The sequence below is a fragment of the Amycolatopsis sp. NBC_01488 genome, assembly GCF_036227105.1.
In the GTDB taxonomy this organism is placed as follows: Bacteria; Actinomycetota; Actinomycetes; order Mycobacteriales; family Pseudonocardiaceae; genus Amycolatopsis.
This window is the reverse complement of the sequence record NZ_CP109434.1, coordinates 7,253,716-7,274,264: the sequence shown is the minus strand read 5'-3', so window position 1 is coordinate 7,274,264 and position 20,549 is coordinate 7,253,716. Positions and strand designations below refer to the sequence as shown.

24 protein-coding genes and 2 pseudogenes are annotated in these 20,549 nt (G+C 71.3%); 12 read left to right on the top strand and 14 right to left on the bottom strand.

Annotated elements, in window-relative coordinates:
- Positions 1-6: 6 nt before the first annotated feature.
- Both lnt and OG738_RS34465 read left to right on the top strand, forming a co-directional pair.
- Positions 7-1,638, top strand: coding sequence for an apolipoprotein N-acyltransferase (lnt, locus tag OG738_RS34470; RefSeq protein ID WP_329047332.1), 1,632 nt, complete (start codon positions 7-9; stop codon positions 1,636-1,638).
- 26 nt (positions 1,639-1,664) lie between these two features.
- Positions 1,665-2,432 (top strand): polyprenol monophosphomannose synthase, encoded by a 768-nt coding sequence (locus tag OG738_RS34465; protein WP_329047331.1) that lies wholly within the window; start codon positions 1,665-1,667, stop codon positions 2,430-2,432.
- Here OG738_RS34465 and OG738_RS34460 read toward each other — a convergent pair.
- On the bottom strand, positions 2,419-3,165 hold the full coding sequence (locus OG738_RS34460; protein WP_329047330.1) for a class I SAM-dependent methyltransferase: 747 nt from the start codon (positions 3,163-3,165) through the stop codon (positions 2,419-2,421). The two genes, OG738_RS34465 and OG738_RS34460, sit on opposite strands and share 14 nt — an antisense overlap.
- A gap of 35 nt (positions 3,166-3,200) precedes the next feature.
- Here OG738_RS34460 and OG738_RS34455 point away from each other — a divergent pair, with 35 nt between their 5' ends.
- The gene (locus OG738_RS34455) at positions 3,201-3,986 is read left to right on the top strand and encodes a PIG-L deacetylase family protein (RefSeq protein WP_329047329.1); all 786 of its coding nucleotides are present in this window, start codon (positions 3,201-3,203) and stop codon (positions 3,984-3,986) included.
- On the opposite strand, the gene OG738_RS34450 is transcribed toward OG738_RS34455, so the two are convergent.
- A complete protein-coding gene (locus OG738_RS34450) occupies positions 3,928-4,668 on the bottom strand; it encodes a DeoR/GlpR family DNA-binding transcription regulator (RefSeq protein ID WP_329047328.1) in 741 nt (246 codons plus the stop codon). The genes OG738_RS34455 and OG738_RS34450 overlap by 59 nt on opposite strands.
- A 48-nt stretch (positions 4,669-4,716) precedes the next feature.
- On the opposite strand from OG738_RS34450, the gene OG738_RS34445 reads away from it, so the two are divergent.
- Entirely contained in the window at positions 4,717-5,334 is a 618-nt protein-coding gene (locus OG738_RS34445) for an NUDIX domain-containing protein (RefSeq protein WP_329047327.1), read from the top strand.
- Positions 5,335-5,422: 88 nt separating this feature from the next.
- On the opposite strand, the gene OG738_RS34440 is transcribed toward OG738_RS34445, so the two are convergent.
- The 3 genes from OG738_RS34440 to OG738_RS34430 form a co-directional block, all read right to left on the bottom strand.
- Positions 5,423-5,770, bottom strand: coding sequence for an RNA polymerase-binding protein RbpA (locus OG738_RS34440; protein WP_003081521.1), 348 nt, complete (start codon positions 5,768-5,770; stop codon positions 5,423-5,425).
- Between the two features lie 226 nt (positions 5,771-5,996).
- Entirely contained in the window at positions 5,997-6,761 is a 765-nt protein-coding gene (locus OG738_RS34435; RefSeq protein WP_329047326.1) for a thymidine kinase, read from the bottom strand.
- Positions 6,762-6,838: 77 nt separating this feature from the next.
- Positions 6,839-8,239: an MFS transporter gene (locus OG738_RS34430; RefSeq protein ID WP_329047325.1), complete on the bottom strand. Its 1,401-nt coding sequence runs from the start codon at positions 8,237-8,239 to the stop codon at positions 6,839-6,841.
- Between the two features lie 244 nt (positions 8,240-8,483).
- Here OG738_RS34430 and OG738_RS34425 point away from each other — a divergent pair, with 244 nt between their 5' ends.
- Positions 8,484-9,152: a transglycosylase family protein gene (locus tag OG738_RS34425; RefSeq protein ID WP_329047324.1), complete on the top strand. Its 669-nt coding sequence runs from the start codon at positions 8,484-8,486 to the stop codon at positions 9,150-9,152.
- Between the two features lie 3 nt (positions 9,153-9,155).
- Here OG738_RS34425 and OG738_RS34420 read toward each other — a convergent pair whose 3' ends face one another.
- Positions 9,156-9,947: a glycerophosphodiester phosphodiesterase gene (locus OG738_RS34420; RefSeq protein ID WP_329047323.1), complete on the bottom strand. Its 792-nt coding sequence runs from the start codon at positions 9,945-9,947 to the stop codon at positions 9,156-9,158.
- A gap of 66 nt (positions 9,948-10,013) precedes the next feature.
- On the opposite strand from OG738_RS34420, the gene OG738_RS34415 reads away from it, so the two are divergent.
- Positions 10,014-10,394, top strand: coding sequence for a hypothetical protein (locus tag OG738_RS34415; protein WP_329047322.1), 381 nt, complete (start codon positions 10,014-10,016; stop codon positions 10,392-10,394).
- Between the two features lie 28 nt (positions 10,395-10,422).
- On the opposite strand, the gene OG738_RS34410 is transcribed toward OG738_RS34415, so the two are convergent.
- The 5 genes from OG738_RS34410 to OG738_RS34390 all read right to left on the bottom strand — a co-directional run bounded on the left by OG738_RS34410 (position 10,423) and on the right by OG738_RS34390 (position 13,717).
- Positions 10,423-11,403 carry a tyrosine-type recombinase/integrase gene (locus tag OG738_RS34410; RefSeq protein WP_329047321.1) on the bottom strand — a complete coding sequence of 327 codons (981 nt, stop codon included), beginning with the start codon at positions 11,401-11,403 and terminating at the stop codon, positions 10,423-10,425.
- Between the two features lie 535 nt (positions 11,404-11,938).
- Positions 11,939-12,379, bottom strand: coding sequence for an SRPBCC family protein (locus OG738_RS34405; protein WP_329047320.1), 441 nt, complete (start codon positions 12,377-12,379; stop codon positions 11,939-11,941).
- A 12-nt stretch (positions 12,380-12,391) separates the two neighbouring features.
- Positions 12,392-12,724 carry an ArsR/SmtB family transcription factor gene (locus tag OG738_RS34400; protein WP_329047319.1) on the bottom strand — a complete coding sequence of 111 codons (333 nt, stop codon included), beginning with the start codon at positions 12,722-12,724 and terminating at the stop codon, positions 12,392-12,394.
- Positions 12,721-13,167, bottom strand: a complete 447-nt coding sequence (locus OG738_RS34395) for an SRPBCC domain-containing protein (RefSeq protein ID WP_329047318.1) — start codon at positions 13,165-13,167, stop codon at positions 12,721-12,723. Before OG738_RS34395 ends, OG738_RS34400 begins: the two co-directional genes overlap by 4 nt.
- Before the next feature lie 31 nt (positions 13,168-13,198).
- Complete coding sequence (locus OG738_RS34390; protein ID WP_442875831.1) at positions 13,199-13,717, bottom strand: GNAT family N-acetyltransferase; 519 nt, start codon at positions 13,715-13,717, stop codon at positions 13,199-13,201.
- Positions 13,718-13,758: 41 nt separating this feature from the next.
- Here OG738_RS34390 and OG738_RS34385 point away from each other — a divergent pair, with 41 nt between their 5' ends.
- From OG738_RS34385 to OG738_RS34375, 3 genes are all read left to right on the top strand, one after another.
- Complete coding sequence (locus tag OG738_RS34385) at positions 13,759-14,316, top strand: helix-turn-helix domain-containing protein (RefSeq protein WP_329047317.1); 558 nt, start codon at positions 13,759-13,761, stop codon at positions 14,314-14,316.
- Positions 14,317-14,380: 64 nt separating this feature from the next.
- Positions 14,381-14,986 (top strand): TetR/AcrR family transcriptional regulator, encoded by a 606-nt coding sequence (locus tag OG738_RS34380; protein ID WP_329047316.1) that lies wholly within the window; start codon positions 14,381-14,383, stop codon positions 14,984-14,986.
- Entirely contained in the window at positions 14,970-16,592 is a 1,623-nt protein-coding gene (locus OG738_RS34375; protein ID WP_329047315.1) for an acyl-CoA dehydrogenase family protein, read from the top strand. Before OG738_RS34380 ends, OG738_RS34375 begins: the two co-directional genes overlap by 17 nt.
- On the opposite strand, the gene OG738_RS34370 is transcribed toward OG738_RS34375, so the two are convergent.
- Complete coding sequence (locus tag OG738_RS34370) at positions 16,589-17,122, bottom strand: TetR/AcrR family transcriptional regulator (protein WP_329047314.1); 534 nt, start codon at positions 17,120-17,122, stop codon at positions 16,589-16,591. The genes OG738_RS34375 and OG738_RS34370 overlap by 4 nt on opposite strands.
- Before the next feature lie 77 nt (positions 17,123-17,199).
- On the opposite strand from OG738_RS34370, the pseudogene OG738_RS34365 reads away from it, so the two are divergent.
- A pseudogene (locus OG738_RS34365) lies at positions 17,200-17,688 on the top strand (FAD-dependent monooxygenase); the annotation flags it as partial.
- 418 nt (positions 17,689-18,106) lie between these two features.
- Positions 18,107-18,412 (top strand): hypothetical protein, encoded by a 306-nt coding sequence (locus OG738_RS34360; RefSeq protein ID WP_329047313.1) that lies wholly within the window; start codon positions 18,107-18,109, stop codon positions 18,410-18,412.
- Here the strand turns inward: OG738_RS34360 and OG738_RS34355 are convergent.
- Complete coding sequence (locus OG738_RS34355) at positions 18,396-18,986, bottom strand: DinB family protein (protein ID WP_329047312.1); 591 nt, start codon at positions 18,984-18,986, stop codon at positions 18,396-18,398. The two genes, OG738_RS34360 and OG738_RS34355, sit on opposite strands and share 17 nt — an antisense overlap.
- Before the next feature lie 223 nt (positions 18,987-19,209).
- Between OG738_RS34355 and OG738_RS34350 the strand changes: the two are divergent.
- Positions 19,210-19,355 (top strand): annotated as a pseudogene (locus tag OG738_RS34350) (TetR/AcrR family transcriptional regulator); the annotation flags it as partial.
- Here the strand turns inward: OG738_RS34350 and OG738_RS34345 are convergent.
- Positions 19,338-20,510, bottom strand: a complete 1,173-nt coding sequence (locus OG738_RS34345) for a cytochrome P450 family protein (RefSeq protein ID WP_329047311.1) — start codon at positions 20,508-20,510, stop codon at positions 19,338-19,340. The pseudogene OG738_RS34350 and the gene OG738_RS34345 overlap by 18 nt on opposite strands.
- Between the last annotated feature and the right edge of the window lie 39 nt (positions 20,511-20,549).

Below are 20,549 nucleotides of genomic sequence, written 5' to 3'. Positions count from 1 at the left end.
TCACCCGTGGCAGTCACCGTGGCGGACCCCGAACCGGGCGCCCCGCACCAACCCGCCCGTACCCGGCGGTTCCCGCGTGCCTGGCTGCTGCGGCTGGCCGGCGCGCTGGTGTCCGGGTTCGCCTACTACCTGAGCTTCGCGCCACGCCCGCTGTGGTGGCTGGCGCCGCTGGCGTTCGCCGGGTTCGCGCTCGTGCTGCGCGGCCGGCGCCGCTTCCGCGGCGCGTTCGGCTACGGCTTCGCGTTCGGGTTCGTCTTCTTCCTCCCGCTGCTGACGTGGCTGCTCGACTTCCTGGGCCCCGACTTCGGCCCGTGGCCGTGGCTGGGCCTGTCGTTCGCGCTGGCGCTCTACTACGGCCTCGCCGGCGGCCTGATCACGCTGGTGTCCCGCCTGCCGGCCGGGCCGCTGTGGGCCGCGCTGGTGTTCATCGCGCTGGAGACTCCGCGCGCGTGGTTCCCGTTCGGCGGCTTCCCGTGGGGCCGCGTCGCCTTCAGCCAGCCCGAAGGCGCGTTCCTGCCGCTCGCCTCGATCGGCGGCGCGCCGCTGGTCGGCTTGGCCGTCGTCCTCACCGGCTTCTGCCTGGCCGCTCTCCTCGGACGCCTCTGGGACGGCCGGGCGGCGCTCATGGCCGCGCTGCGGACCCGCCCGGCCGTGTTCGCCGCCGCCGGCACGCTGCTGCCCGTCGTGGCCGGCCTGGCGCTCTGGCCGACGATCGGCACCGACGCCCAGGACGGCGAACGGACCGTCGCGACCGTGCAGGGCAACGCCCCGAACATCGGGCTGGCGCTGCAGGGCCAGCGGGAAGTCCTGCGCCGCAACACCATCGCCGAAAGCGAACGGCTCCTCGACGCCATCCACGCCGGGAAGGTCCCGAAGCCGGACCTGCTGCTGTGGCCGGAAAGCGCGACCACCGTCACCGGGCCCGACCCGCAGGTCGACCAGCTCGTCGCGAACTTCGGCGTGCCCGCGCTGATCGGCGCGATCTACGAGCTGCCCGACCGGCACCTCCAGAACTCCGTCATCGCCTGGGACCCGCACACCGGCCCCGGCGCTCGCTACGCCAAGCAGCAGCTGGTGCCCTTCGGCGAATACGTCCCCGCGCGGAAGCTCGCCGAGCTCGTCACGCCGTTCCTCGACTCCGAGACCGTCGACATGGTCCCCGGCGACGGCACCAACCAGGCCCTGGCCGTCGCGGGCACCAAGGTCGGCGCGTTCGTCTGCTACGAAGCGGCGTTCGACTACCCGGGCCGCGACGCGGTGCGCGACGGCGCCGAGCTGCTCGTCGTGCCGACCAACAACGCCTGGTACGGCGAGAGCGAGATGAGCCTCCAGCAGCTGGCCATGTCGCGGCTGCGGGCGGTCGAGCACGGTCGCGCGGTCGTGGTGTCCGCCGTCTCAGGAGTGAGCGCGATCGTCGCCCCCGACGGGACGGTTACCAGCTCAACGGGCCTTTTCACCGCGGATTCCCTGGTCGGGCGCGTCCCGCTGCGGACGCAGACTACGCTGTCGGATCGACTCGGTGCGTGGACGGAGTACGGGCTGCTGGCACTGGCGATCGCCGGGGTGGCCGGCGGGCTCGTGCTCCGTTTTCGCACCCGGCGCGGCAGCGCCGGCACGGCAGGGGAAGCGGCGGACTGACCGCCGCGGATATCGGAGGAGCACGGATGTCGCAGGCGCCGCGGGGGGCCCGGGGAATCGAGCCGGTGCTGGTGGTGATCCCGACGTACAACGAGCGGGAGAACCTCGGCCCGATCCTGGATCGCCTGCACAAGGTACTCCCGGACGTGCACGTGCTCGTGGTGGACGACGGCAGCCCGGACGGCACCGGCGAGCTGGCCGACGAGCGCGCGGCCGCGAACGAGAACGTCCACGTCATGCACCGGACCGAGAAGGCGGGGCTGGGGGCGGCCTACATCGCCGGGTTCCGGTGGGGCCTGGCGCGGGAGTACAACACGATCGTCGAGATGGACGCCGACGGCTCGCACGCGCCGGAGGACCTGCCGCGGCTGCTGGACGCGGTCGGTGACGCGGACCTGGCCATCGGGTCGCGGTACGTGCCGGGCGGCGCCGTGGTGAACTGGCCGCTGAAGCGCCAGGTGCTCTCGCGCGGCGCCAACGTCTACTCGCAGATCGCGCTCGGCATGCGCACGCGCGACATCACGGCCGGTTTCCGCGCCTACCGGCGCCCGGTGCTGGAGAAGCTGGCGCTGGACGAGGTCAACTCGCACGGCTACTGCTTCCAGATCGACCTGACGATCCGCACGGCCGAAGCCGGGTTCGAAATCGTCGAGGTGCCGATCACCTTCACCGAACGCGAGATCGGCGAGTCCAAGATGGACGGCTCGATCATCCGTGAGGCGTTCCTGCGGGTGGCGAAGTGGGGCGCCGAGCGCCGATGGCAGCAGGTCCGGCGGCTGCTCAAGCGCGGCTGAGCCGGGCGGTCACGATCCACGTCCGGGCGCCCAGCAGCACGCCGTCCGGGGTTTCGCGCGCGGCGAACGCGGCTCGCAGGCGGGCCGGGGCGTCCGCGGTGGGCCGCAGCTCCTGGACGTCCTTGAGACCGAGGGCGAACTCGCACGCCGTCGCCGCATCAGGCCCGTAGCAGACGGGCTCGCGCAGCTCGGTGAACTCGACGTCGCGGAACCCGGCGCCTTCGAGTAGCGCGCGCGTGCGATCAGGGTTCCCGAGGGAGAAGTGCGGCCCGGCGGGTGGCGGGGTGGTGCCGGGCGCGACGGCGTCGTGCAGCACCGAGTACCACTCGTTGCGGGCCCGCTCCTGCCACACCAGCAGCACCAGGCGGCCGCCGGGCCGCAGCGCGCGGGCGAGGTTGGCGAACGCCGCGGGCGGGTCGGGGAAGAACATCGCCCCGAACCGGCTGAGCACGACGTCGAACGCCGCGGCCGCGAACGCGTGGGTCTGCGCGTCGGCGACCTCGAACCTCGCCCCGCCAAGCTCGCGAGCCCTCGCGATGGCGGCTTCCGAAACGTCGACGCCCAGCGCCGTCGCGCCCGCCTGCGCGGCTTCGCGGGTGGACTCGCCGGTGCCGCAGCCGACGTCGAGGACGTCCTCGCCGGGTTTCACCGCGGCCGCGGCGCGGAACCGCTCGTTGTGCGGGCGGACCTCGGCGTCGAACAGCGCCGCGAACCGGACCCGGTGCTCACTCACGTCGCCTTCTCCCGTTCTCGGCCATCATGGGGCCGATGACGACCATCGTGGCCTTCCACGCCCACGCCGACGACCCCGTCCTGCTCAGCGGCGGCACCCTCGCCCGCGCGGCGGCCGACGGGCACCGGGTGGTGGTCGTCGTGGCCACCGACGGCATGGACGCTTCGGTGCCCAGCCCGCGGTGGGCCGAGCTGGAGGCGAGCGCGGCCATCCTCGGCGTCCGGCGCGTCGTGCACCTGGGGTACGCCGACAGCGGGCACGGGCCCGAGCTGTACCCGGACCCGCCCGGCCGGCAGCGCTTCGCCCGCGCCGACACCGAGGAGGCCGCGCACCGGCTCGCCGCGATCCTGCACGAGGAGCGGGCCGACGTCCTGCTGGGCTACGACCCCAACGGCGGCTACGGCCACCGAGACCACGTCAAGGTCCACCAAGTCGCCCGGCGAGCGGCCCGCCTGAGCGGGACGCGGCTGCTGGAGGCCACGCTGCCCCGCGACTTCGCGCTGCGGTTCGTCCGGGTCCTGCGGGTGCTGCGCATCCCGTTCGAGTACGACGTCGAAGCGCTCGAGCGCGCCTACAGCCCGGCCTCGTCGGTCACCCACCGGTTCGACGTGCGGCGGTTCGCCGGGCGCAAGCAGGCCGCGCTGGCGGCGCACGTGTCCGACGTTCGCGGCACCGGGCGGCTCGCGGCGGTGTTGCGGGTGCTCGTGTGGCTGCCGGCGCCGTTGTTCGCGGTGGTGGCGGGCCGGGAGTGGTACGTCGAAGTCATGCCCGCAGGATCGGCACCCGCTCTGCAAGTTCCTGCACGTTCTCCGCATCGGTGATCACGCCGGCGACGTCGGCGAGGGGCAGGACGGTGAATCGCGAGGCCGCCCCGAGCTTCTCGGCGCTGGCCAGCACGTAGGTGTCGGCAGCACGCCGGGCCAGGGTGCGTTTCATCGCGGCCTCCTCGGCGTCACCGGTGGTGAGCCCGGCGTCGGGGTGGACGCCGGTGACGCCGAGCAGGAAGACGTCGGCGCTGATCGCCTGGGCGGCCTCGGCCGCGGCGGCGCCGCAGGTGACCGCGGAGTGCCGGAACAGGCGCCCGCCCAGCAGGAACACCTCGACGTTCGCGTGGTCGAGGAGGGCCACGGCGACGGTCGGGCTGTGCGTGACGACGGTGGCCTCGAGGTCCCCGGGCAGGGCTTTCGCGACGGCGAGGGTGGTGGTGCCGCCGTCGAGGATGACGGTCGACCCGGGCCGGACCAGGCTCGCGGCGACCTGCGCGACGCGGTCCTTGCCGTCGACGGCGATCGCCGTGCGGCTCGCGTAGTCGGCGACGGCGGGGGAGACGGGCAGCGCGCCGCCGTAGACGCGCTGGCAGAGCCCGGCGGCGGCCAGGTCGCGCAGGTCCCGGCGGATGCTGTCCTCCGAGACGCCCAGCTCGGCCGCGACGTCCTTGGCCAGCACCTTGCCCTCGGCCGCGAGCCGGGCGAGCAGCAGGTCGCGACGTTCACCGACCAACATGCACGGTCCTCCTTGTTTCTGCCGAGTCATGCACATTATGGTCGCGGCATGACCACCATCGCAAGCGCCCCCGACCGCAACCCCCGCGTCCGCGTCACCGACGTGGAAGTGCTGTCCTCGGCCTGGTACGTCCTGCGCCGCACGACGTTCGACTACCAGCACCGGGATGGCCGGTGGACCAGCGAGCAGCGGGAGACCTACGACCGCGGCAACGGCGCCACCGTGCTGCTCTACGACGTCGAGGGCGGCACGGTGCTGCTGACGCGGCAGTTCCGCTATCCCGTCTACGTCAACGACCACCCGGACGGCATGTTCCTGGAGATGGCCGCGGGCCTGCTGGACGCCGACGACCCGGAGACGGCGATCCGCCGCGAGGCTCAGGAGGAGACGGGCGTCCGCATCGGCGAGCTGGAGCGCGTCTTCGACGTCTACCCGAGCCCGGGCTCGGTGACCGAGCGCCTGCACTGCTACGCGGCGCCGTACGACCCGGCGGACCGCGGCGAGGGCGGCGGGATCGCGGCGGAGGGGGAGGACATCGAGGTGGTGCAGCTGCGCTTCGAGGACGCTCTCAAGAAGATCGAGACGGGAGAGATCTCGGACGCGAAGACGATCATGCTGCTGCAGTGGGCGGCTCTCCGCGGCCCGTTCAGCGCCGCGGCGGGATAGCGCGGGCATGCGAAAGGCCCCGCGGGGGGAGGTCGCGGGGCCTTTCCGTTGTGGCGGGAGCGGTGGCTACGGGCCGACGCTCGAAGGGTTACGCGGACCGGGAGGTCCGCCGGCCCTTCAGCTCGGCGAGACGTTCGTTCAACAGGTCCTCGAGCTCGGGGATCGTGCGCCGCTCGAGCAGCATGTCCCAGTGGGTGCGCGGCGGCTTGACCTTCTTCTGCTCGGGCTGCCCGCCGTCCACGATCTCCGATTCGCTGCCGTGCAGGCGGCACTCCCAGACCGTCGGGATCTCGGCGTCGTCGGAGAACGGCACCTCGAACTCGTGGTTCTTCGGGCAGGCGTAACGCACAGTGCGGCGTGGGGCGAGGTCGTGGTTGCGGTCGGTCTCGTAGCTGACCGCTCCCAGCCGGCTTCCACGAAGAACACGGTCGGCCATGATGGGGGTCCTTTCAGTCAGCTCCGGGTGGAGCCTGGGTGATGCTCACCCTATGCAACGACCAAGTACCCCCGGGGATTCCCGGACGACCATGTCGTTGCTCACGATGAGCTGCGTCACCCAACGGCATCAGCTTCCTCTAGTAGGAGGCGTTTCGCGCTCCGGCGTGACGTCAATACGGCCTTCTTAGTGCTGATATCCCCCGGATGGGCTACTGGTGCCCACGTCAGGCCAACCGTAACTGACCGTGACGACCAGTAACGGGCCCCAAGTCACCCGATCGAAAGTGGCGGCGACACAATACCTGATAACGCACAGTAGTGTTTTCGGCCTCAAAACCGGCCGAAGCTGAAGATTCAACTACGGATTGTTCGGTATCTGCCACCACGACGGTGTCGCCCGCACGCGCCACCTCGCCGTCGAGCACCCGCGCGTTGAACCGCCCGGGCAGCCCGCACCAGCACAAAACCTCCACCTGGACCGGCTGCAGCTCGTCCGCCAGTTCGAACAGGCGAGCGGCACCCGGGAACAGCCGGCTCCGGAAGTCCGTCGCGATGCCGAAGCAGTACACGTCGATCTCGACCTCGTCGGCCAGCTCCGCCAGCTGGTCGACCTGCCCGGGGGAGAGGAACTGCGCCTCGTCCACGACCACGTAGTCCACGTGCTGCCCCCGCGCCCACTCCTGCCGCACCAGGTCCCGCACGTCGGTGTCCTCGCCGACCTCGACCGCCTGCCGGCTCAGCCCGATCCGGCTCGAGATCCGCGGCGCGCCCGACCGGTCGTGGCGCACCAGCACCAGGCCGCGCCGGCCCTGGCGCGCGTGGTTGTGGTCGATCTGCAGCGCCAGGGTCGACTTCCCGCAGTCCATCGGCCCGTAGCAGAACTTCAGCCTGCCCACCGGCGGCGTCCCGCGGCGCGAACCGGCCGCGGGCACCGACGAGAGGGCGTCGGTCGGGTCGGGGCCGCCGGCCCGGTCGTTCAACAAGGTCACGACACCTGACCCTATCGGTGGCTTGACGCGGCCGTCACCTCGCGCCGGGTGACAGCCGAACGACCCACGTCACAGGGTCACAGCACCTCCGGCGGCGTGTTGCCCGCCGCCACGATCGCCCGCCGCACCGGCACCAGCCACACCAGCACCAAACCCGCCGCGAAGAAGACCACCAGCGCGATGATGGCCAGCCGGAACGACCCCGTCGCCTGCCCGACCCCCGCGAACAGCAGCGGCCCCAGCCACGACGTCCCGCGCTCACCCACGACGTAGAGCGAGTAGTACTGCGCGTCCTTGCCCGCCGGGATCAGCTGACTGAACAACGACCGCGACAGCGCGTTCGTCCCGCCCAGCACCAGTCCGATCCCCACCGCCACCGCCAGGAACTGCACCAGCTGCTTCGGCTGCACGAAGTACGCCCCGGCCAGCACGACCACCCACACCACCAGGCTCCCCAGGATCGTCCGCTTCGCCCCGATCCGCCGCGCCACCAGCCCGTGCAGCGTCCCGCCCAGGTACGCCACGAACTGGATCACCAGGATCGTCACGATCAGCACCGAGTCGCCGAAGCCCAGCTCGTCCTTGCCGTACTGCGCCGACACCGTCACCACGGTGTTGATCCCATCGGTGAAGACCAGGTAGCTGCCCAGGAACGCCAGCGTCAACGGATAGGCCCTCGCCGCCCTGACCGTCTGCCACAGCTCCGCGAAGCCCGCGCGCAGCACCGACCGCCCCGGCACGACGTCGACCGGCGTGTGCCTGCGGGGGAGCGCCCGCACCGCGGGGAACGTGAACAGCGCCCACCACAGCCCCGAGGTCAGGAAGCAGATCTGCACCGCCATGCCCTTGCTGACGCCGAACGCGTCGTGCCCGAGGTAGAACCCCAGCTGCAACGCCAGCGCCAGCCCGCCACCCAAGTACCCGAACGCCCAGCCCTTCGCCGAGATGTCGTCCCGCTCGTCCGGGCCGCCGATGTCGACCAGGAACGAGTAGTAGACGACCAGCGACCCGCCGTAGCCGATGTTGGCCACGACGAACAGCACCACGCCCAGCTGCCAGTCCGAACCGGCCAGGAAGAACATCGCCGCCGCCGCGGCCGCACCGAGGAACGCGAACCCGCCCAGGATCCGGCGCTTGTGGTGGCTGCGGTCGGCCACCGCACCGGCGATCGGCAGCACCAGCACCTGCACCACCGTCGCCACCGACAGCAGGTACCCCCACACCGAACCGGCCGGGAACTGCAGCCCGAACAACGTCACGTCGCAGTTGTGCAACGTGTCCGCCGCGCCGGCCGCGTTCACGCACGCGTGGTCCCCGTTAAGGGTGATGTTCGACTTCGCGTCCGCCGCCGCGATCGAGCTCATCGAAAGGGCGCCGAACACCGTCGTCGTCGACGAATAGAACGGCGAATTCGCCCAGTCGTAGAAATACCAGCCCCAGCGCTCGCGCTTGGTCGAACGCGTCCCGGCCAGCGTCATCCACGGCTCCTCGATGTCGAGAACTTCCAGGTCAGCGCGGAGAATACTGGGCCGCAACGACGCCGATGACCGAACCGCCGAAACCGTGCCCGGTTCGTCGCTTCGTGATCATCCGCCACTTCCGGGCGAATCACGGTCCGCCGTGCCCCGCGTGTCGCTGACCAGAGTGAAAGAAGTTTCATGTGAGACTGAGGCGCGCAGTGTGTCTCTTGTGGTCAGTGGGACACGCTCCTACTGTGCTCCCATGATCCAGAACCGGAGACGCACCGCCGCGAGAATCCTCCTTCTCGCCCTCGCCGCCCTGGGTCTGCAGCTCACCGTCCCCGCCATCGCCTCCGCGGATCCCACCTCGAGCGCCTGGACCAAGCTCCGCATGTGCGAGTCGAGCGGCCGCTACGCCACCAACACCGGCAACGGCTACTACGGCGCCTACCAGTTCGACCTGCCCACCTGGCGCAGCGTCGGCGGCACCGGCCGCCCCGACCAGGCCGCCCCCGCCGAACAGGACTACCGCGCCCTCTACCTCTACCGCATGCGCGGCTGGCAACCCTGGCAGTGCGCCGGCCTGCTCAAGCTCACCGGCGACGCCGACGCCCGCAGCAAGCGCGTCCCCACCTACGCCGAATCCGCCTACATCGGCGGGGGAGACCTGCCCACCCCGCCACCGGGACCCGGCGGCCCCAAGCCCGCCTGGCCCGGCGTCGTCTACTCCTACGGCGACTGCGCCGCCCCGCTCAAGGCCTTCCAGCTCCGCATGAACGCCTTCGGCTACGGCTTCACCGGCACCGGCTGCTACTACGACAAGACCCGCACCGCCGTCCTCGACCTCCAGCGCTCCAACGGCATCAAGGACAGCGGCCTGCTCGGCCCCAAGACCTGGGACGCCGCCTGGAACGGCAAAGCACCCCGCTGACGCTCACAGCTCCTGCGACCGCTGCCACTTGCCCCGCTCGATCAGCACCTCGCGCAACAGATCCGGCCGATCCGTCACGATCCCGTGCACCCCCAGGTCCAGCAACATCCGCATCTCCGCCGGATCGTCGATCGTCCACGCGTGCACCTCGATGCCCGAGCGCCCGGCGATCGACAGGAACGCCTTGTCCACCACCCGCAGCGCACCCTGACGCACCGGCACCTGCGCCATCGCCCCCAGCACCAGCCGCCCGAGGGGCAACAGCGGCAGCTTCCCCCGCGCCCACAACGCGAACGCCGACCGCGGCCCCATCGCCGTCACCAGCTTCGGCCCCGCCAGCTTCCGCAACCGCACCAGCCGCGCGTCCGAAAACGCCGCCGCCGCCACCCGATCGTGCGCCTGCGTCCGCTCCAGCACCTCGACGAACGGCTCCACCGCCCGATCGGCCTTCACATCGACGTTGAACCGCGCGTTCGGCAGCTCCTCCAGCAGATCCTCCAGCCGCGACAGCGGAGCCTTCCCCCCGATCTTGACGTTCTTCAGCTGCTCCCACTTCTGCGTCGCAATCGGCCCCGACCCGTCGGTCGTCCGATCCAAGCTCGCGTCGTGGTGCACCACCACCACACCGTCCGCGGTCGCGTGCACGTCCGTCTCCAGGTACCGGTACCCCTCCGCGCACGCCCGCTGGAACGCCGGCAGCGAATTCTCGAGCCCGTCGAGTTCGTCGAGGTGCCACCCCCGGTGCGCGAACGCACGGGGAACCGGATCGGCCAGGTACGGAAACGACGCCTGCATCCCCCCAGTGTGCCCTTCCGCCATGACCCCGGCATGAGCAACCAGTGGCCAGCTAGGGTCTCCCGGGTGAGGGAAGCCGTCGAACTAGCCCAGCCCGCCCCCGTCGAACTCGTGCCCGGACGCCGAGGCGCGCCCCGGCACTGCGGCTGGTGCGGACGACGCCTCCCCGAAGGCGGCAACGTCGGCCGCCGCCGCCGCTACTGCGGCCAGTCCTGCCGCCAGCGCGCCTACGAGCGCCGCACCGCGCTGCAGCGAAGCGGCCTGCCCGAGGACGCCGTCGTGCTGTCCGACACGGAAATCGCCGCACTGCAGGACCGCCTGTTCCAGCTGCGGTGCGCGGCCGAAGACATCGTGACCGCGGCCGACGACGGCGCGGACCCACGCGAACTGCGCGGACTGGCCGAAGACATCGCCCGAGCCGCCAAAGACCTCGAACAGCTCCGCTGACCACCGGGGGAGAACGAGCCGAACGGCCTCAACCCAAGCCGTCCAACGCCCGGTACGTCCGGTTGCTCGCCGCCGCCGCACGCTGCTCCCGGCCCGTCGCCTCGATGTAGTTCTGGCTCGTCGCCAAGCTCGCGTGCCCCAGCAACGCCATGATCTCCGACGCCGTCGCCCCGTCCTCCGCCAACCGCGTCGCGAACGTGTGCCGCAACGCGTGCAGGTTCGCCCCCGCCGGCACCCGGTCGTGCAACCCCGCACCGCGATAACACGACTTCACCAGGTACTCCAGCGCACCCCGCCCGATCGGCTCACCCGACCGATCCAGCAGCAACGGCGAACCAGGGGAGAACCGCACGCTCGGGAACCGCACCCGGCACGACGCCCGATACCGCTCGATCAGCTCCGCCAGCACCGGCTGCACCGGGATCGACCGGTCCCGGCTGCCCTTCCCCTTCACGTGCAACCGCAGCTCACCCGCACGCCCCACCAGCGACCGCGCCGTCAGCGCCCGCATCTCCGCCGCCCGCAACCCCGCCACCAGCCCCAGCGCGATCACCAGCACGTCCCGCTCCGGCCACGGATCCCGCGCGCGCCGCGAACCCGCGGCCGCCGCCGACAGCAGCTGCTCCGGGGTTTCCTCACCCCGCAACGGCTTCGGCGTCAACGCCGGCGTCCGCGGGCGCGCCACCGCACCCATCGGGTTGCCCTCGAGCAGCCCGTCCGCCACGCAGAACGTCAAGAACTGGTTCCACGTCGACCAGGCCCGCAGCACCGAGCTCTTCGCGTGCCCGTCGGCGAACACGCCGAACACCGACCGCAGCGCCGGTCCGGTCAGGTCGGCGACGTCGAGATCCTCGACAGGGCGGCCGAGCTCCGAAACCAGGAGAGTGGTGATCCCGGCGAGGTCGCGGCGGTAGGCGTCGGTGGTGTGCGGAGAGTCCTTGCGGGGCCGTCTGGCCGCGAAGAAGGCTTGCTGGGCCTCGGAAACCTTCATGTGGATCTTGTACAGCACACCACCGACAATTCCGGTCGGCGGGTCGGCCCCGACATTTCATGCATAATCGCCATTATGCATGAAATGTCGGTTTAGCCCGGAATGGTCTCCCGGGGGATCCAAGGCTCTCTCGAAGACGAATTCGACCCTGAGTCGCCCCACAATGCGCGCAGCGGGGATGCGCACGTATGTTCGAGCGACCGGTCCGCTGCGGGAGACTGTGCGGCGGTCGGCAGTCAGCAAGGCTGCGGCGTCGACATTGCCGACTGCCGTCTGTGCGTCGGATCGCCCACCGCAGTTTCGTCACCGTGACGTTTTGAGGTCGGGTGGTGGCGCATCTGTCCGATGGCTCCAGGGGATGCTCCTGCGGCGTCCGAAAGGCGCCCGCAGGGCGTCAGGCGCTCGATGTGTCAGAAGGTCCGACCGGAAACCTCAGGAGAAGCCGTCCTGACGAACCGAACGCACCTCCCGGGAAACCGGGCTTCAGGACCCCTCCCGGCTTTGCGTCGCAGCACGTCCCAAGTGCCGATAATGTACATTATGTCAAGTAACGTCAGTGCCAGTCGCTGATCATGACGTCCCGCGGTGCCGGGGCGCCCTCTCCGGTCTCCAGCAGCTGCTTGAGGCTCATCAGGTAGATGGCCCACTTCGTGCTGCAGTGGTGCATGAACTCGCCGGCCTCGCGCCAGCCTTCGTGCTTGAACAGGACGATCGTGTGGTCGCCGCGCTGCTCGACGTCCCAGTGGATCGTCGTGCCGATCCACTCCGGCGGGCCGTCGACGACCTCCCAGCGGACGAGCCGGCCCGGGTCGAGCTCGGTGACCTTCATGTCGAAGCCGCCGGGGATGAACCGGAACGCGATCACGCCGCCGAGGTCGGTGTCCCCCACGGTCTTCTTGGTCCACCACCCGGAGAGGCCGTCGAGGGTGGTGAGCGCCTCGTAGACCTGATCCGGCGAGGACTTCTCGATGCCGATGCGGTGCAGGATGTCCATGGTCTTCTCTCTCTACCGGTTCTTCTGGATGGTTTCGGCGAGGTGCTTGATGCGGCGCAGCCGGGCGTCCCAGGCGGCGCCGACGTCGGCGAGCTGGGCGACGGCGCGGGCGAGCTGGGCTTCGTCGACGCGGTACTGCTTCTCGCGGCCGGTGGCCGTGGCGTGGACGAGGCCGACGCGGTCGAGGACGGTGAGGTGCTTCGCGACGGCTTGGCGGGTCACCGGGAGGTGTTCGCTCAGGCTGGTCGCGGTGGCGCTCCCCGCGCCGAGGAGCAGGTCGAGCAGGCGGCGGCGGGTGGGGTCGCCGACGGCCGACCAGAGGTCGTCGTCCACGGCGGTGCTCACCGGGTGACTCCCACCTTGGCGGCGCAGGCGGGCAGGCGGGGCAGGAAGTGGTCCCAGCCGCTGACGTGGTCGGCGTACTCGGCGGCGATCTTGGCTTCGTCCCAGCCGCGTTCGCGGAAGCCGGTTTCGGTCATCCGGAGGCGGGTGCCGGTGGTGGTGGGCTCGAGTTCGAAGACGACGAGGAACGAGTTGCCGGGGGCGGCGGTCTCCCCCTCGGCGTGGGTCCAGCGGAAGGAGAAGTGTTTCGGGGGGACGGCGTCGACGACGGTGAAGCCGACCCGGTGGCCGCCGAAGCCGATGCGGCCTTGTCCCCCGGGTTCGACCGGGTAGTCGGCTTCGTCGGGCCACCATTCGCGGAGGTGTTCGGGGCTGCTCACGACGTCGAAGACGACTTCGGGGGTGGCTTCGATGTGGATTTCGCGGTCGAGCGTTCCGTAGTCCATGCCGGCTCCTCGTGCAACGTTTGGTTGCGTGTCACGTTAGCGGCACCGGCGGAGAAGTGCAACCATCGGTTGCGCGAAGGTCCTTCTGGACCCAGGCGACGTCGCGCCACGCGCCGTGTTTCCAGCCGACCCGGCGGTAGATGCCTGCGGGTTCGAACCCGAGTGCGCGGTGCAGGCCGGCGCTGGCGTCGTTGGGGAGGGTCATCCCGGCGAAGGCGCGGCAGAAGCCGTTGTCCCGCAGTCGTTCGAAGAGCGTTTCGTACAGGGCGCGGCCGGCGCCGGTGCGGCGGCGGCCGCGTTCGAGGTAGATGCTCGTCTCGCAGGACCACTGGTAGGCGGCGCGTTCGGCGAAGCGGTGGGCGTAGGCGTAACCGGCGACGCGGCCGGCGTCTTCGAGGACGAACCAGGCGTGCGCGTCGGCGATCCGGCGGGTCATTTCGGCGGTGGACGGTGGTTCGTCCTCGAAGGAGATGACGGTGTCGGTGACGTAGGGGGCGTAGAGGGCGGCGCAGGCGGCCGCGTCTCCGTGGGTGGCGTCTCGGATCAGCATGGCTCATATGGTAGCCAGAAGGGGTCGTATAGTATCAACCCATGACCGATCCCCTGACCGCTCGCCTGGCCGCCACCGTGCACGGGGCGAGGACGTCCCAAGGTCTCTCGGCGGCTGCGCTGGCCGAGACGTCCGGGGTGTCGCGCGCGATGATCGGCAAGATCGAGCGGGGTGACGTCCAGCCGACGGCGGCGTTGCTGGCGAAGCTGTCGGCGGCGCTGGGGATGACGTTGTCCGAGCTGATCGCGCGGGCCGAAGGCGACGAGCGACGGCTGGTACGTGCGGCGGAGCAGCCGGTGTGGGTGGATCCGGGTACCGGGTACCGGCGGCGCGCGGTCTCCCCCGCCGCCGGGCGGCCGCTGGAGCTGGTCGAGATCGAGCTGCCCGCGGGTGCGGAGGTGCCGTTGCTCGCGAGTGCGTTCCTGCACCAGCAGATCTGGGTGCTGGAGGGGCACCTGCGGCTCCGGGAGGGGGCCGAGGTGCACGAGCTGGCCGCCGGAGACTGCCTGCAGCTGGGGACGGCGCCGGAGCGGGTGTTCGCGAACCCGGGGGCGCTCCCCTGCCGATACTTGGTGGCGCTGGTGCCGCGGGCCACCTGAGCTTCGCGCGGTGCGTCGTCTGCAGCGTTGACTGAAGCAATGAATCAGTGCTTCACTTCTTGCTGTGCCCTACCGCCGCACCCCGAAGGTCCAGGAACGGCTCGACGCCCAGCGCGCGACGATCGTCGCCGCCGCGACCGAGCAGCTGGCCGAACACGGCTACAGCGGCTGTTCCGTCGCGGCCGTCGCCGAGCGGGCCGGCGTCGCCGTCGGGAGCGTCTACCAGCACTTCCCCACCAAGGCCGACCTGGTCGTGCACGTGTTCCGGCAGGTCGTGACGCGGGAGGTCGAGGCCGTCCGGGCCGCGTCCGCGCAGCCCGGCGAGCCCGCTGACCGGGTTCTTGCCGTGTTCGAGACGTTCGCCCAGCGCGCGCTCAAGGCGCCGCGTCAGGCGTACGCCCTGCTCGCCGAACCGGTCGACGCGCGGATCGACGCCGAACGGCTCGAATTCCGGCGCGCGTTCACCGACGTCGTCGCCGAGCACGTCGCGGCCGGTGTCAAAGCAGGCGCGCTGCCGCCGCAGGACGGCCGGCTCACCGCCGCCGCCCTGGTGGGCGCGGCCGCCGAAGTCCTGATCGGCCCGTTGACCAGCGGTAACGCCGGCGACGTCGCCGAGCTCCGCACGTTCTTCGTCCGCGCTCTAGGAGGTTCCGATGCCCGCCACGCATGAGGTCACCAACCAGGTCCCGCCGTTCACCGGCCACGACACTGCCGACGACCCCGCGCTGCTGGCCGGGCTGGAGCGGGCCGACGCCGGGTGGGCGTCGGACGAGCTGCACGAGCTGGGCCGGCTGGCCGGCAGCGAGCAGGCCCAGGAGTGGGGCCGGGTGGTCAACGAGAACGAGCCGGTGCTGCGCACGCACGACCGGTACGGCCACCGGATCGACGAGGTCGAGTTTCACCCGTACTGGCACGAGCTGATGACCGTCGCGGTGTCGCACGGGCTGCACGGCACGCCGTGGCGGGACCCGCGTGCGGGTGCGCACGCGGCCCGGGCGGCGAAGTTCTACGTCTGGGGGCAGGTCGAGGCCGGGCACAGCTGCCCGATCTCGATGACCTACGCCGCGATCCCGGCGTTGCGGGCCAACCCGGAGCTGGCCGCGCGGTACGAGCCGCTGCTGGCCGCGACCGAGTACGACTTCGGGCTGCGCGAGCCGGGCACCAAGCGCGGCCTGATCGCGGGCATGTCGATGACCGAGAAGCAGGGCGGTTCCGACGTCCGCGCCAACACCACGACCGCGACGCCGAGTGCCGAGGGCAGCTACACCCTCGTCGGGCACAAGTGGTTCACCTCGGCGCCGATGTCGGACATGTTCCTGACGCTGGCCCAGGCGCCCGGCGGGCTCTCGTGCTTCCTGCTCCCCCGCGTCCTGCCCGACGGCTCGCGCAACCCGATCCGGCTGCAGCGGCTGAAGGACAAGCTGGGCAACCGGTCCAACGCGTCGTCGGAGATCGAATACGACAATGCCGTCGGCTGGCTCGTCGGTGAGGAGGGCCGTGGGGTCCGCACCATCATCGAGATGGTCAACAACACCCGGCTGGACTGCACGCTCGGCAGCGCGTCCGGGATGCGGCTGGGTGCGGTGCGTGCGGTGCACCACGCGACGCACCGGCACGCGTTCGGCAAGGCCCTGGTCGACCAGCCGCTGATGGCGAACGTGCTCGCGGATCTCGTGGTCGAGTCCGAGGCGGCGACGACGGTGGCGATGCGGCTGGCCGCGGCGGGCGATCGGCGCGACGACGCGCAGGAGCAGGCGTTCCGGCGGCTCGGGCTCGCGGTGTCGAAGTACTGGGTGTGCAAGCGGGCGCCGATGCACGCGGCGGAGGCGCTGGAATGCTTCGGCGGCAACGGGTACGTCGAGGAGTCGGGCATGCCGCGGCTCTACCGCGAGGCTCCGCTGTCGTCGATCTGGGAGGGCTCGGGCAACGTCGCCGCGCTGGACGCGTTGCGCGCCATGGGCAAGCAGCCGGAGTCGGTCGCGGCGTTCTTCGCCGAGGTCGAGCAGGCGGCCGGCGGCGACGCGCGGCTCGACGACGCCGTGGACCGGGTCCGCAAGGAGCTGACCGACCTCGACGCGATCGAGTACCGGGCGCGGCGGGTGGTCGAGGCGATGGCGCTGGTGCTGCAGGGGTCGCTGCTGGTGCGCCAAGGGCACCCGGCGGTGGCGGACGCGTTCTGCGCGTCCCGGTTCGGCGGCGACTGGGGCATCGCGTTCGGCACGCTCCCGGCCGGGGTCGACACCGGCGCGATCATCGAGCGCGCCGCTGTCCGTTAGCCGCCGAGTGCGTCGAGAGCTCCGGCGACCGCCGCCGCTTTCAGCTGTTCGACCGGGGCATCGGGGAACTGCATGCAGACGTCCTGCAGGCCGCCGAGCGCGAGGATGGCCCGAGCCTGCCGCTCGAGGGTCGGCGCAGGGCCGCAGATCAGCGCGGTGAGCCGGGTGCGCCAGCCCAGCGCCTGGTCGATGAGGCCGAGGTCGGCCAGCGTCGGCAGCTCGGCCAGCAGCATGATCACGTCCGCGCGGTGGCGGTAGTTGAAGTCGAAGAAGCCCTCGATCAGCTCCCGGACCGGCGCGTCGCCGCGGGCTTCCTGGGCGAGGAGGAACTGTTCGCCGTCGTCGAGCATGGGCGCGACGATGCTGCGGACGAGGTCGTCGCGCGACGGGAAGTGGTAGTAGAGCGCGGGTTTGGTGATGCCCAGGCGGTCGGCGATGTCCTGGAGGCTGGTGCGCTGCACGCCCTGGGTGGTGAAGAGGTCGCGCGCGACGTCGAGGATGCGCTGCTTGGTGTCGGAGGGTTTCGGCACCGGCCCAGCATAACTGACTTAACGATAGGTAAGGAGCTGTGGTACAACTTACCTACCGTTAAGTCAGGGAGGTACTCATGCGGATTCTCGTCTCGGGCGCCAGCATCGCGGGTCCGGTGCTCGCCTATTGGCTCACCCGCCGCGGCTTCGACGTCACGGTCGTCGAACGCGCCCCGGCACTGCGTAAGACCGGCGGCCACGCCGTCGACCTCTTCCGGCCCGCCATGGACATCACCGAACGGATGGGCGTGCTGCCCCGCGTGGAAGCGCACGCGACCGGCACCACCCGGATGACTCTGCACCGCGAAGGCGTCCGCCGGCCGGTGCGCGTGGACCTGTCGAAGATCTACCGCGCCACCTCCGACCGGCACGTCGAGATCATGCGCGACGACCTCAGCGAGATCTACTACGACGCCGGCCGCGACGACGTCGAGTACCTCTTCGGCGAGTCGATCACCAGCATCTCCCCCGACGGCGACGTCACCTTCGAGCACGCCGCGCCGCGCGAGTTCGACCTCGTCGTCGGCGCCGACGGGCTGCACTCGAACGTCCGGCGCCTGGTCTTCGGCGAGGAAGCCGGCCTGACGAACTTCATCGGCGCCTACCTGGCCGTGCTCTCCATTCCGGGCGCCTTCGGCCTCGGCGACGGCGAGACCGTCCTGCACCTCGGCCCCGGCCGCACCGCGGGGATCTACCGCGCCCGCCACCTCGACGAAACCCGCGCGGTGTTCCTCTTCCGCCACGACGAGCTGCTGGACTACCACCACCGCGACGTCACGCGACAGAAGGAGCTGCTGCGCGAGGCGTACGCCGGGATGCACCCGCAGGTCGACGGCTGGCTCGCCGAGCTCGACGGGCCAGGCCCGTTCTACTTCGACTCGATCACCCAGCTCGGGCTCGACACGTGGTCACGCGGGCGCGTCACGCTCGTCGGCGACGCCGGCTACTGCCCCGCCGGCCGTCGGCGGCAGCACCAGCCTCGCGGTGCTCGGCGCGTACGTCCTGGCCGGCGAGCTGGCCGCGGCGGGCGGCGACCACGAACGCGCCTTCGCCGCCTACGAAAGGGAAATGGGCGAGCTGGTGCGCAAGAGCCGCGCGTTCGCCGCCGGTGCCGCCCGCAGCCTGATCCCCGCCTCCCGCGCCGGGGTGTGGGCACTGGCCCGCGGCGGCCAGCTGGTCTCGGCACTGCCGGCGCGCGTCACCACGGCGCTGGCGAAGCTCAACACCGGCGGCGTGCGCATGCACGACTCCATGCGGGTCAAGGACTACGCGGTCACGCCGGTGGGCTGACGGACGGGCGGTGGTGGTCGGCGGCCTGCTGGACGCGGGCGGTGTACCGCTCCCACCACGCCGCGTCGCCGATGTCGTCGTGGTCGGCGCCCCCGTGGCCGTCGACCAGCTCGCGGACGATGTCGGCGTGCCCGGCGTGGTGTGCCGTCTCGGCGGTCACCCGCACCAGCAGCGACCCGAACGTCGTCTTGCGGCGCTCTTCCGGCCACCACGGCACCGAAGCGGGCGCGTCCAGCGGCAGTTGCTCGATCGACTCGTCCGTGTGCCGCCACGCCATCCGGTACAGCTCGACCACCTCCTCGCGGGTCTCGTCCGCGGTGGCCCACATGTCCGCGCCGTCCCAGACCGAGCCGTCCTCCACCCACGGCAGCCGGACCGGGGACGGGCGGCCGACGCACTCGCCGAGTGACCCCAGCTCGCCACTGGCCAGGTGCTTGACCAGGCCCAGCAGGTTCGTGGCCGTCGGGGTCATCGGACGGCGGATGTCGTACTCGCTCAACACGGACAACGACGCGAGCACGCTCTCGCGCTTTTCCTGGAGGTACCGGTGCAGCTCGGCGGCAATGGGGTCCATGGCGCGCACGCTAGCGCCGGACACCGACAAGAACCGGGCGGGCGCGCGGGAGGAGCACCCGCGCGCCCGCACCCCCAGTGACCCGGCGAGAACCCCGCCGTCGCGGACAGGAGACATCGGGGATCACGCTGGATACGGCGAAATCCCACGAAAATCCTTGCCTGGACGCCGGTTCTTCTCGTGAAGAAGCCTCAGCCGAGCAGCAGCTCCGGGTCGGACTCCGGCGGCGCACTACGCCCTGGCCGCAGGGTCGGCCAGGCCGCGGGCGAGGCCCACAACAACGCCGAAGACCCGGCCTACCTCTTCCGTTTCGGCCTCGCCCGCGTCCTCGACGGCATCGAAACCCTGGTGTCAGAGCGCCAGCAGTAGGTTCGCGGGCCGCCAGGTCCCGCCGTCGGGCGCGCGCGGCACGTCGTCGACGGCGAGCGCGAGATCCGGGAACCGGCCGAACAGCGCCGACAGCGCCACTTCCGTCTCCACCCGCGCGATCGACGCGCCCAGGCAGAAGTGCGGGCCGTGCGAGAACCCCAGCTGCGCCGGCCCTTCCCGGGTGACATCGAGCCGGTCCGCGTCGGCGAACACCCGCGGGTCGCGGTCGGCGGCCACCATCGCGGCCGTGACCCGTTCGCCTGCGCGGATCAGCTGCCCGTCGATCTCGACGTCTTCGCGCGCGAACCGCGGCGTGGTCAGCAGCTGCGGGCTGCAGAAGCGCATCAGCTCCTCGACCGCCCCCGGCCACCGTCCCGGCTCCGCACGCACGGCCGCGAGCTGGTCGGGGTGCCGCAGCAGGGCCTCGACGGCGTTCGCGATCAGGTTCACCGGGGTCTGCCCGGCCAGCACGAGGTGCCAGACCAGGGTGACCAGCTCGGTGTCGGTGAGCCGGTCGTCGTCCTCGGCGCGCACGAGGTCGCCGATGAGGTCGTCGCCCGGTTCGGCCCGGCTGCGCGCCACCGCGTCCTTCGCGCCCTCGATGATCGCCGGGATCGCGGCGGCGAAGTCCGGGCCCACGCCGCCGGCGACCGCGGCGCCGTACTCCCGCCAGCGCGGCCGGTCGGCGTCGGGAATGCCGGCCATCTCGCAGATGACGTCCATCGGCAGCGGCCGCGCGAAGTGCGCGACGAGGTCCACGACGCCGTCCTCGGCGTGCGCGGGCAGGTCGTCGAGCAGGCGTTCGGTGAGGGCCAGCAGCCGTGGGCGCAGCTGCGCGGCGCGTTTCGGGGTGAACGCCGGGGCGACCAGCCGCCGCAGCCGCAGGTGCTCGGGCCCGTCCTGCTCGGCCATCGTCCGCAGGTAGGCCAGGCAGTGCTCGGGGATGCCCGGCGGCCGCAGGAAGCTCTCCGCGCGCACCTCGAACCGCGGGTCGGCCAGCATCGCGCGAGCCTCGGCGTAACGGGTCAGCGCCCAGAACGGGCCGAAGCCGGGAATCACGAGCTTGGCCAGCGCGCTCACTTCCCGCGCCTGGTCGTAGGCGGTGAACGGGTCGGTGAGGACCTTCAGGTCGGTCAGGTCGATCTCGGGGCTCATCCGCAACTCCACATGGTCAGATCAGATGTTCCTATCATC

What these genes read in the sequence shown, in the direction of transcription:
- OG738_RS34345 (WP_329047311.1), bottom strand. Translation starts at nt 20,510, where the DNA reads ATGAGCCCCGAGATCGACCTGACCGACCTGAAGGTCCTCACCGACCCG.
- OG738_RS34390 (WP_442875831.1), bottom strand. Translation starts at nt 13,717, where the DNA reads ATGCTGATCCGAGACGCCACCCACGGAGACGCGGCCGCCTGCGCCGCC.
- OG738_RS34355 (WP_329047312.1), bottom strand. Translation starts at nt 18,986, where the DNA reads ATGGACCCCATTGCCGCCGAGCTGCACCGGTACCTCCAGGAAAAGCGC.
- OG738_RS34420 (WP_329047323.1), bottom strand. Translation starts at nt 9,947, where the DNA reads ATGCAGGCGTCGTTTCCGTACCTGGCCGATCCGGTTCCCCGTGCGTTC.
- OG738_RS34465 (WP_329047331.1), top strand. Translation starts at nt 1,665, where the DNA reads ATGTCGCAGGCGCCGCGGGGGGCCCGGGGAATCGAGCCGGTGCTGGTG.
- OG738_RS34450 (WP_329047328.1), bottom strand. Translation starts at nt 4,668, where the DNA reads ATGTTGGTCGGTGAACGTCGCGACCTGCTGCTCGCCCGGCTCGCGGCC.
- OG738_RS34455 (WP_329047329.1), top strand. Translation starts at nt 3,201, where the DNA reads ATGACGACCATCGTGGCCTTCCACGCCCACGCCGACGACCCCGTCCTG.
- OG738_RS34440 (WP_003081521.1), bottom strand. Translation starts at nt 5,770, where the DNA reads ATGGCCGACCGTGTTCTTCGTGGAAGCCGGCTGGGAGCGGTCAGCTAC.
- OG738_RS34405 (WP_329047320.1), bottom strand. Translation starts at nt 12,379, where the DNA reads ATGGACATCCTGCACCGCATCGGCATCGAGAAGTCCTCGCCGGATCAG.
- OG738_RS34425 (WP_329047324.1), top strand. Translation starts at nt 8,484, where the DNA reads ATGATCCAGAACCGGAGACGCACCGCCGCGAGAATCCTCCTTCTCGCC.
- OG738_RS34385 (WP_329047317.1), top strand. Translation starts at nt 13,759, where the DNA reads ATGACCGATCCCCTGACCGCTCGCCTGGCCGCCACCGTGCACGGGGCG.
- OG738_RS34375 (WP_329047315.1), top strand. Translation starts at nt 14,970, where the DNA reads ATGCCCGCCACGCATGAGGTCACCAACCAGGTCCCGCCGTTCACCGGC.
- OG738_RS34395 (WP_329047318.1), bottom strand. Translation starts at nt 13,167, where the DNA reads ATGGACTACGGAACGCTCGACCGCGAAATCCACATCGAAGCCACCCCC.
- OG738_RS34445 (WP_329047327.1), top strand. Translation starts at nt 4,717, where the DNA reads ATGACCACCATCGCAAGCGCCCCCGACCGCAACCCCCGCGTCCGCGTC.
- OG738_RS34430 (WP_329047325.1), bottom strand. Translation starts at nt 8,239, where the DNA reads ATGACGCTGGCCGGGACGCGTTCGACCAAGCGCGAGCGCTGGGGCTGG.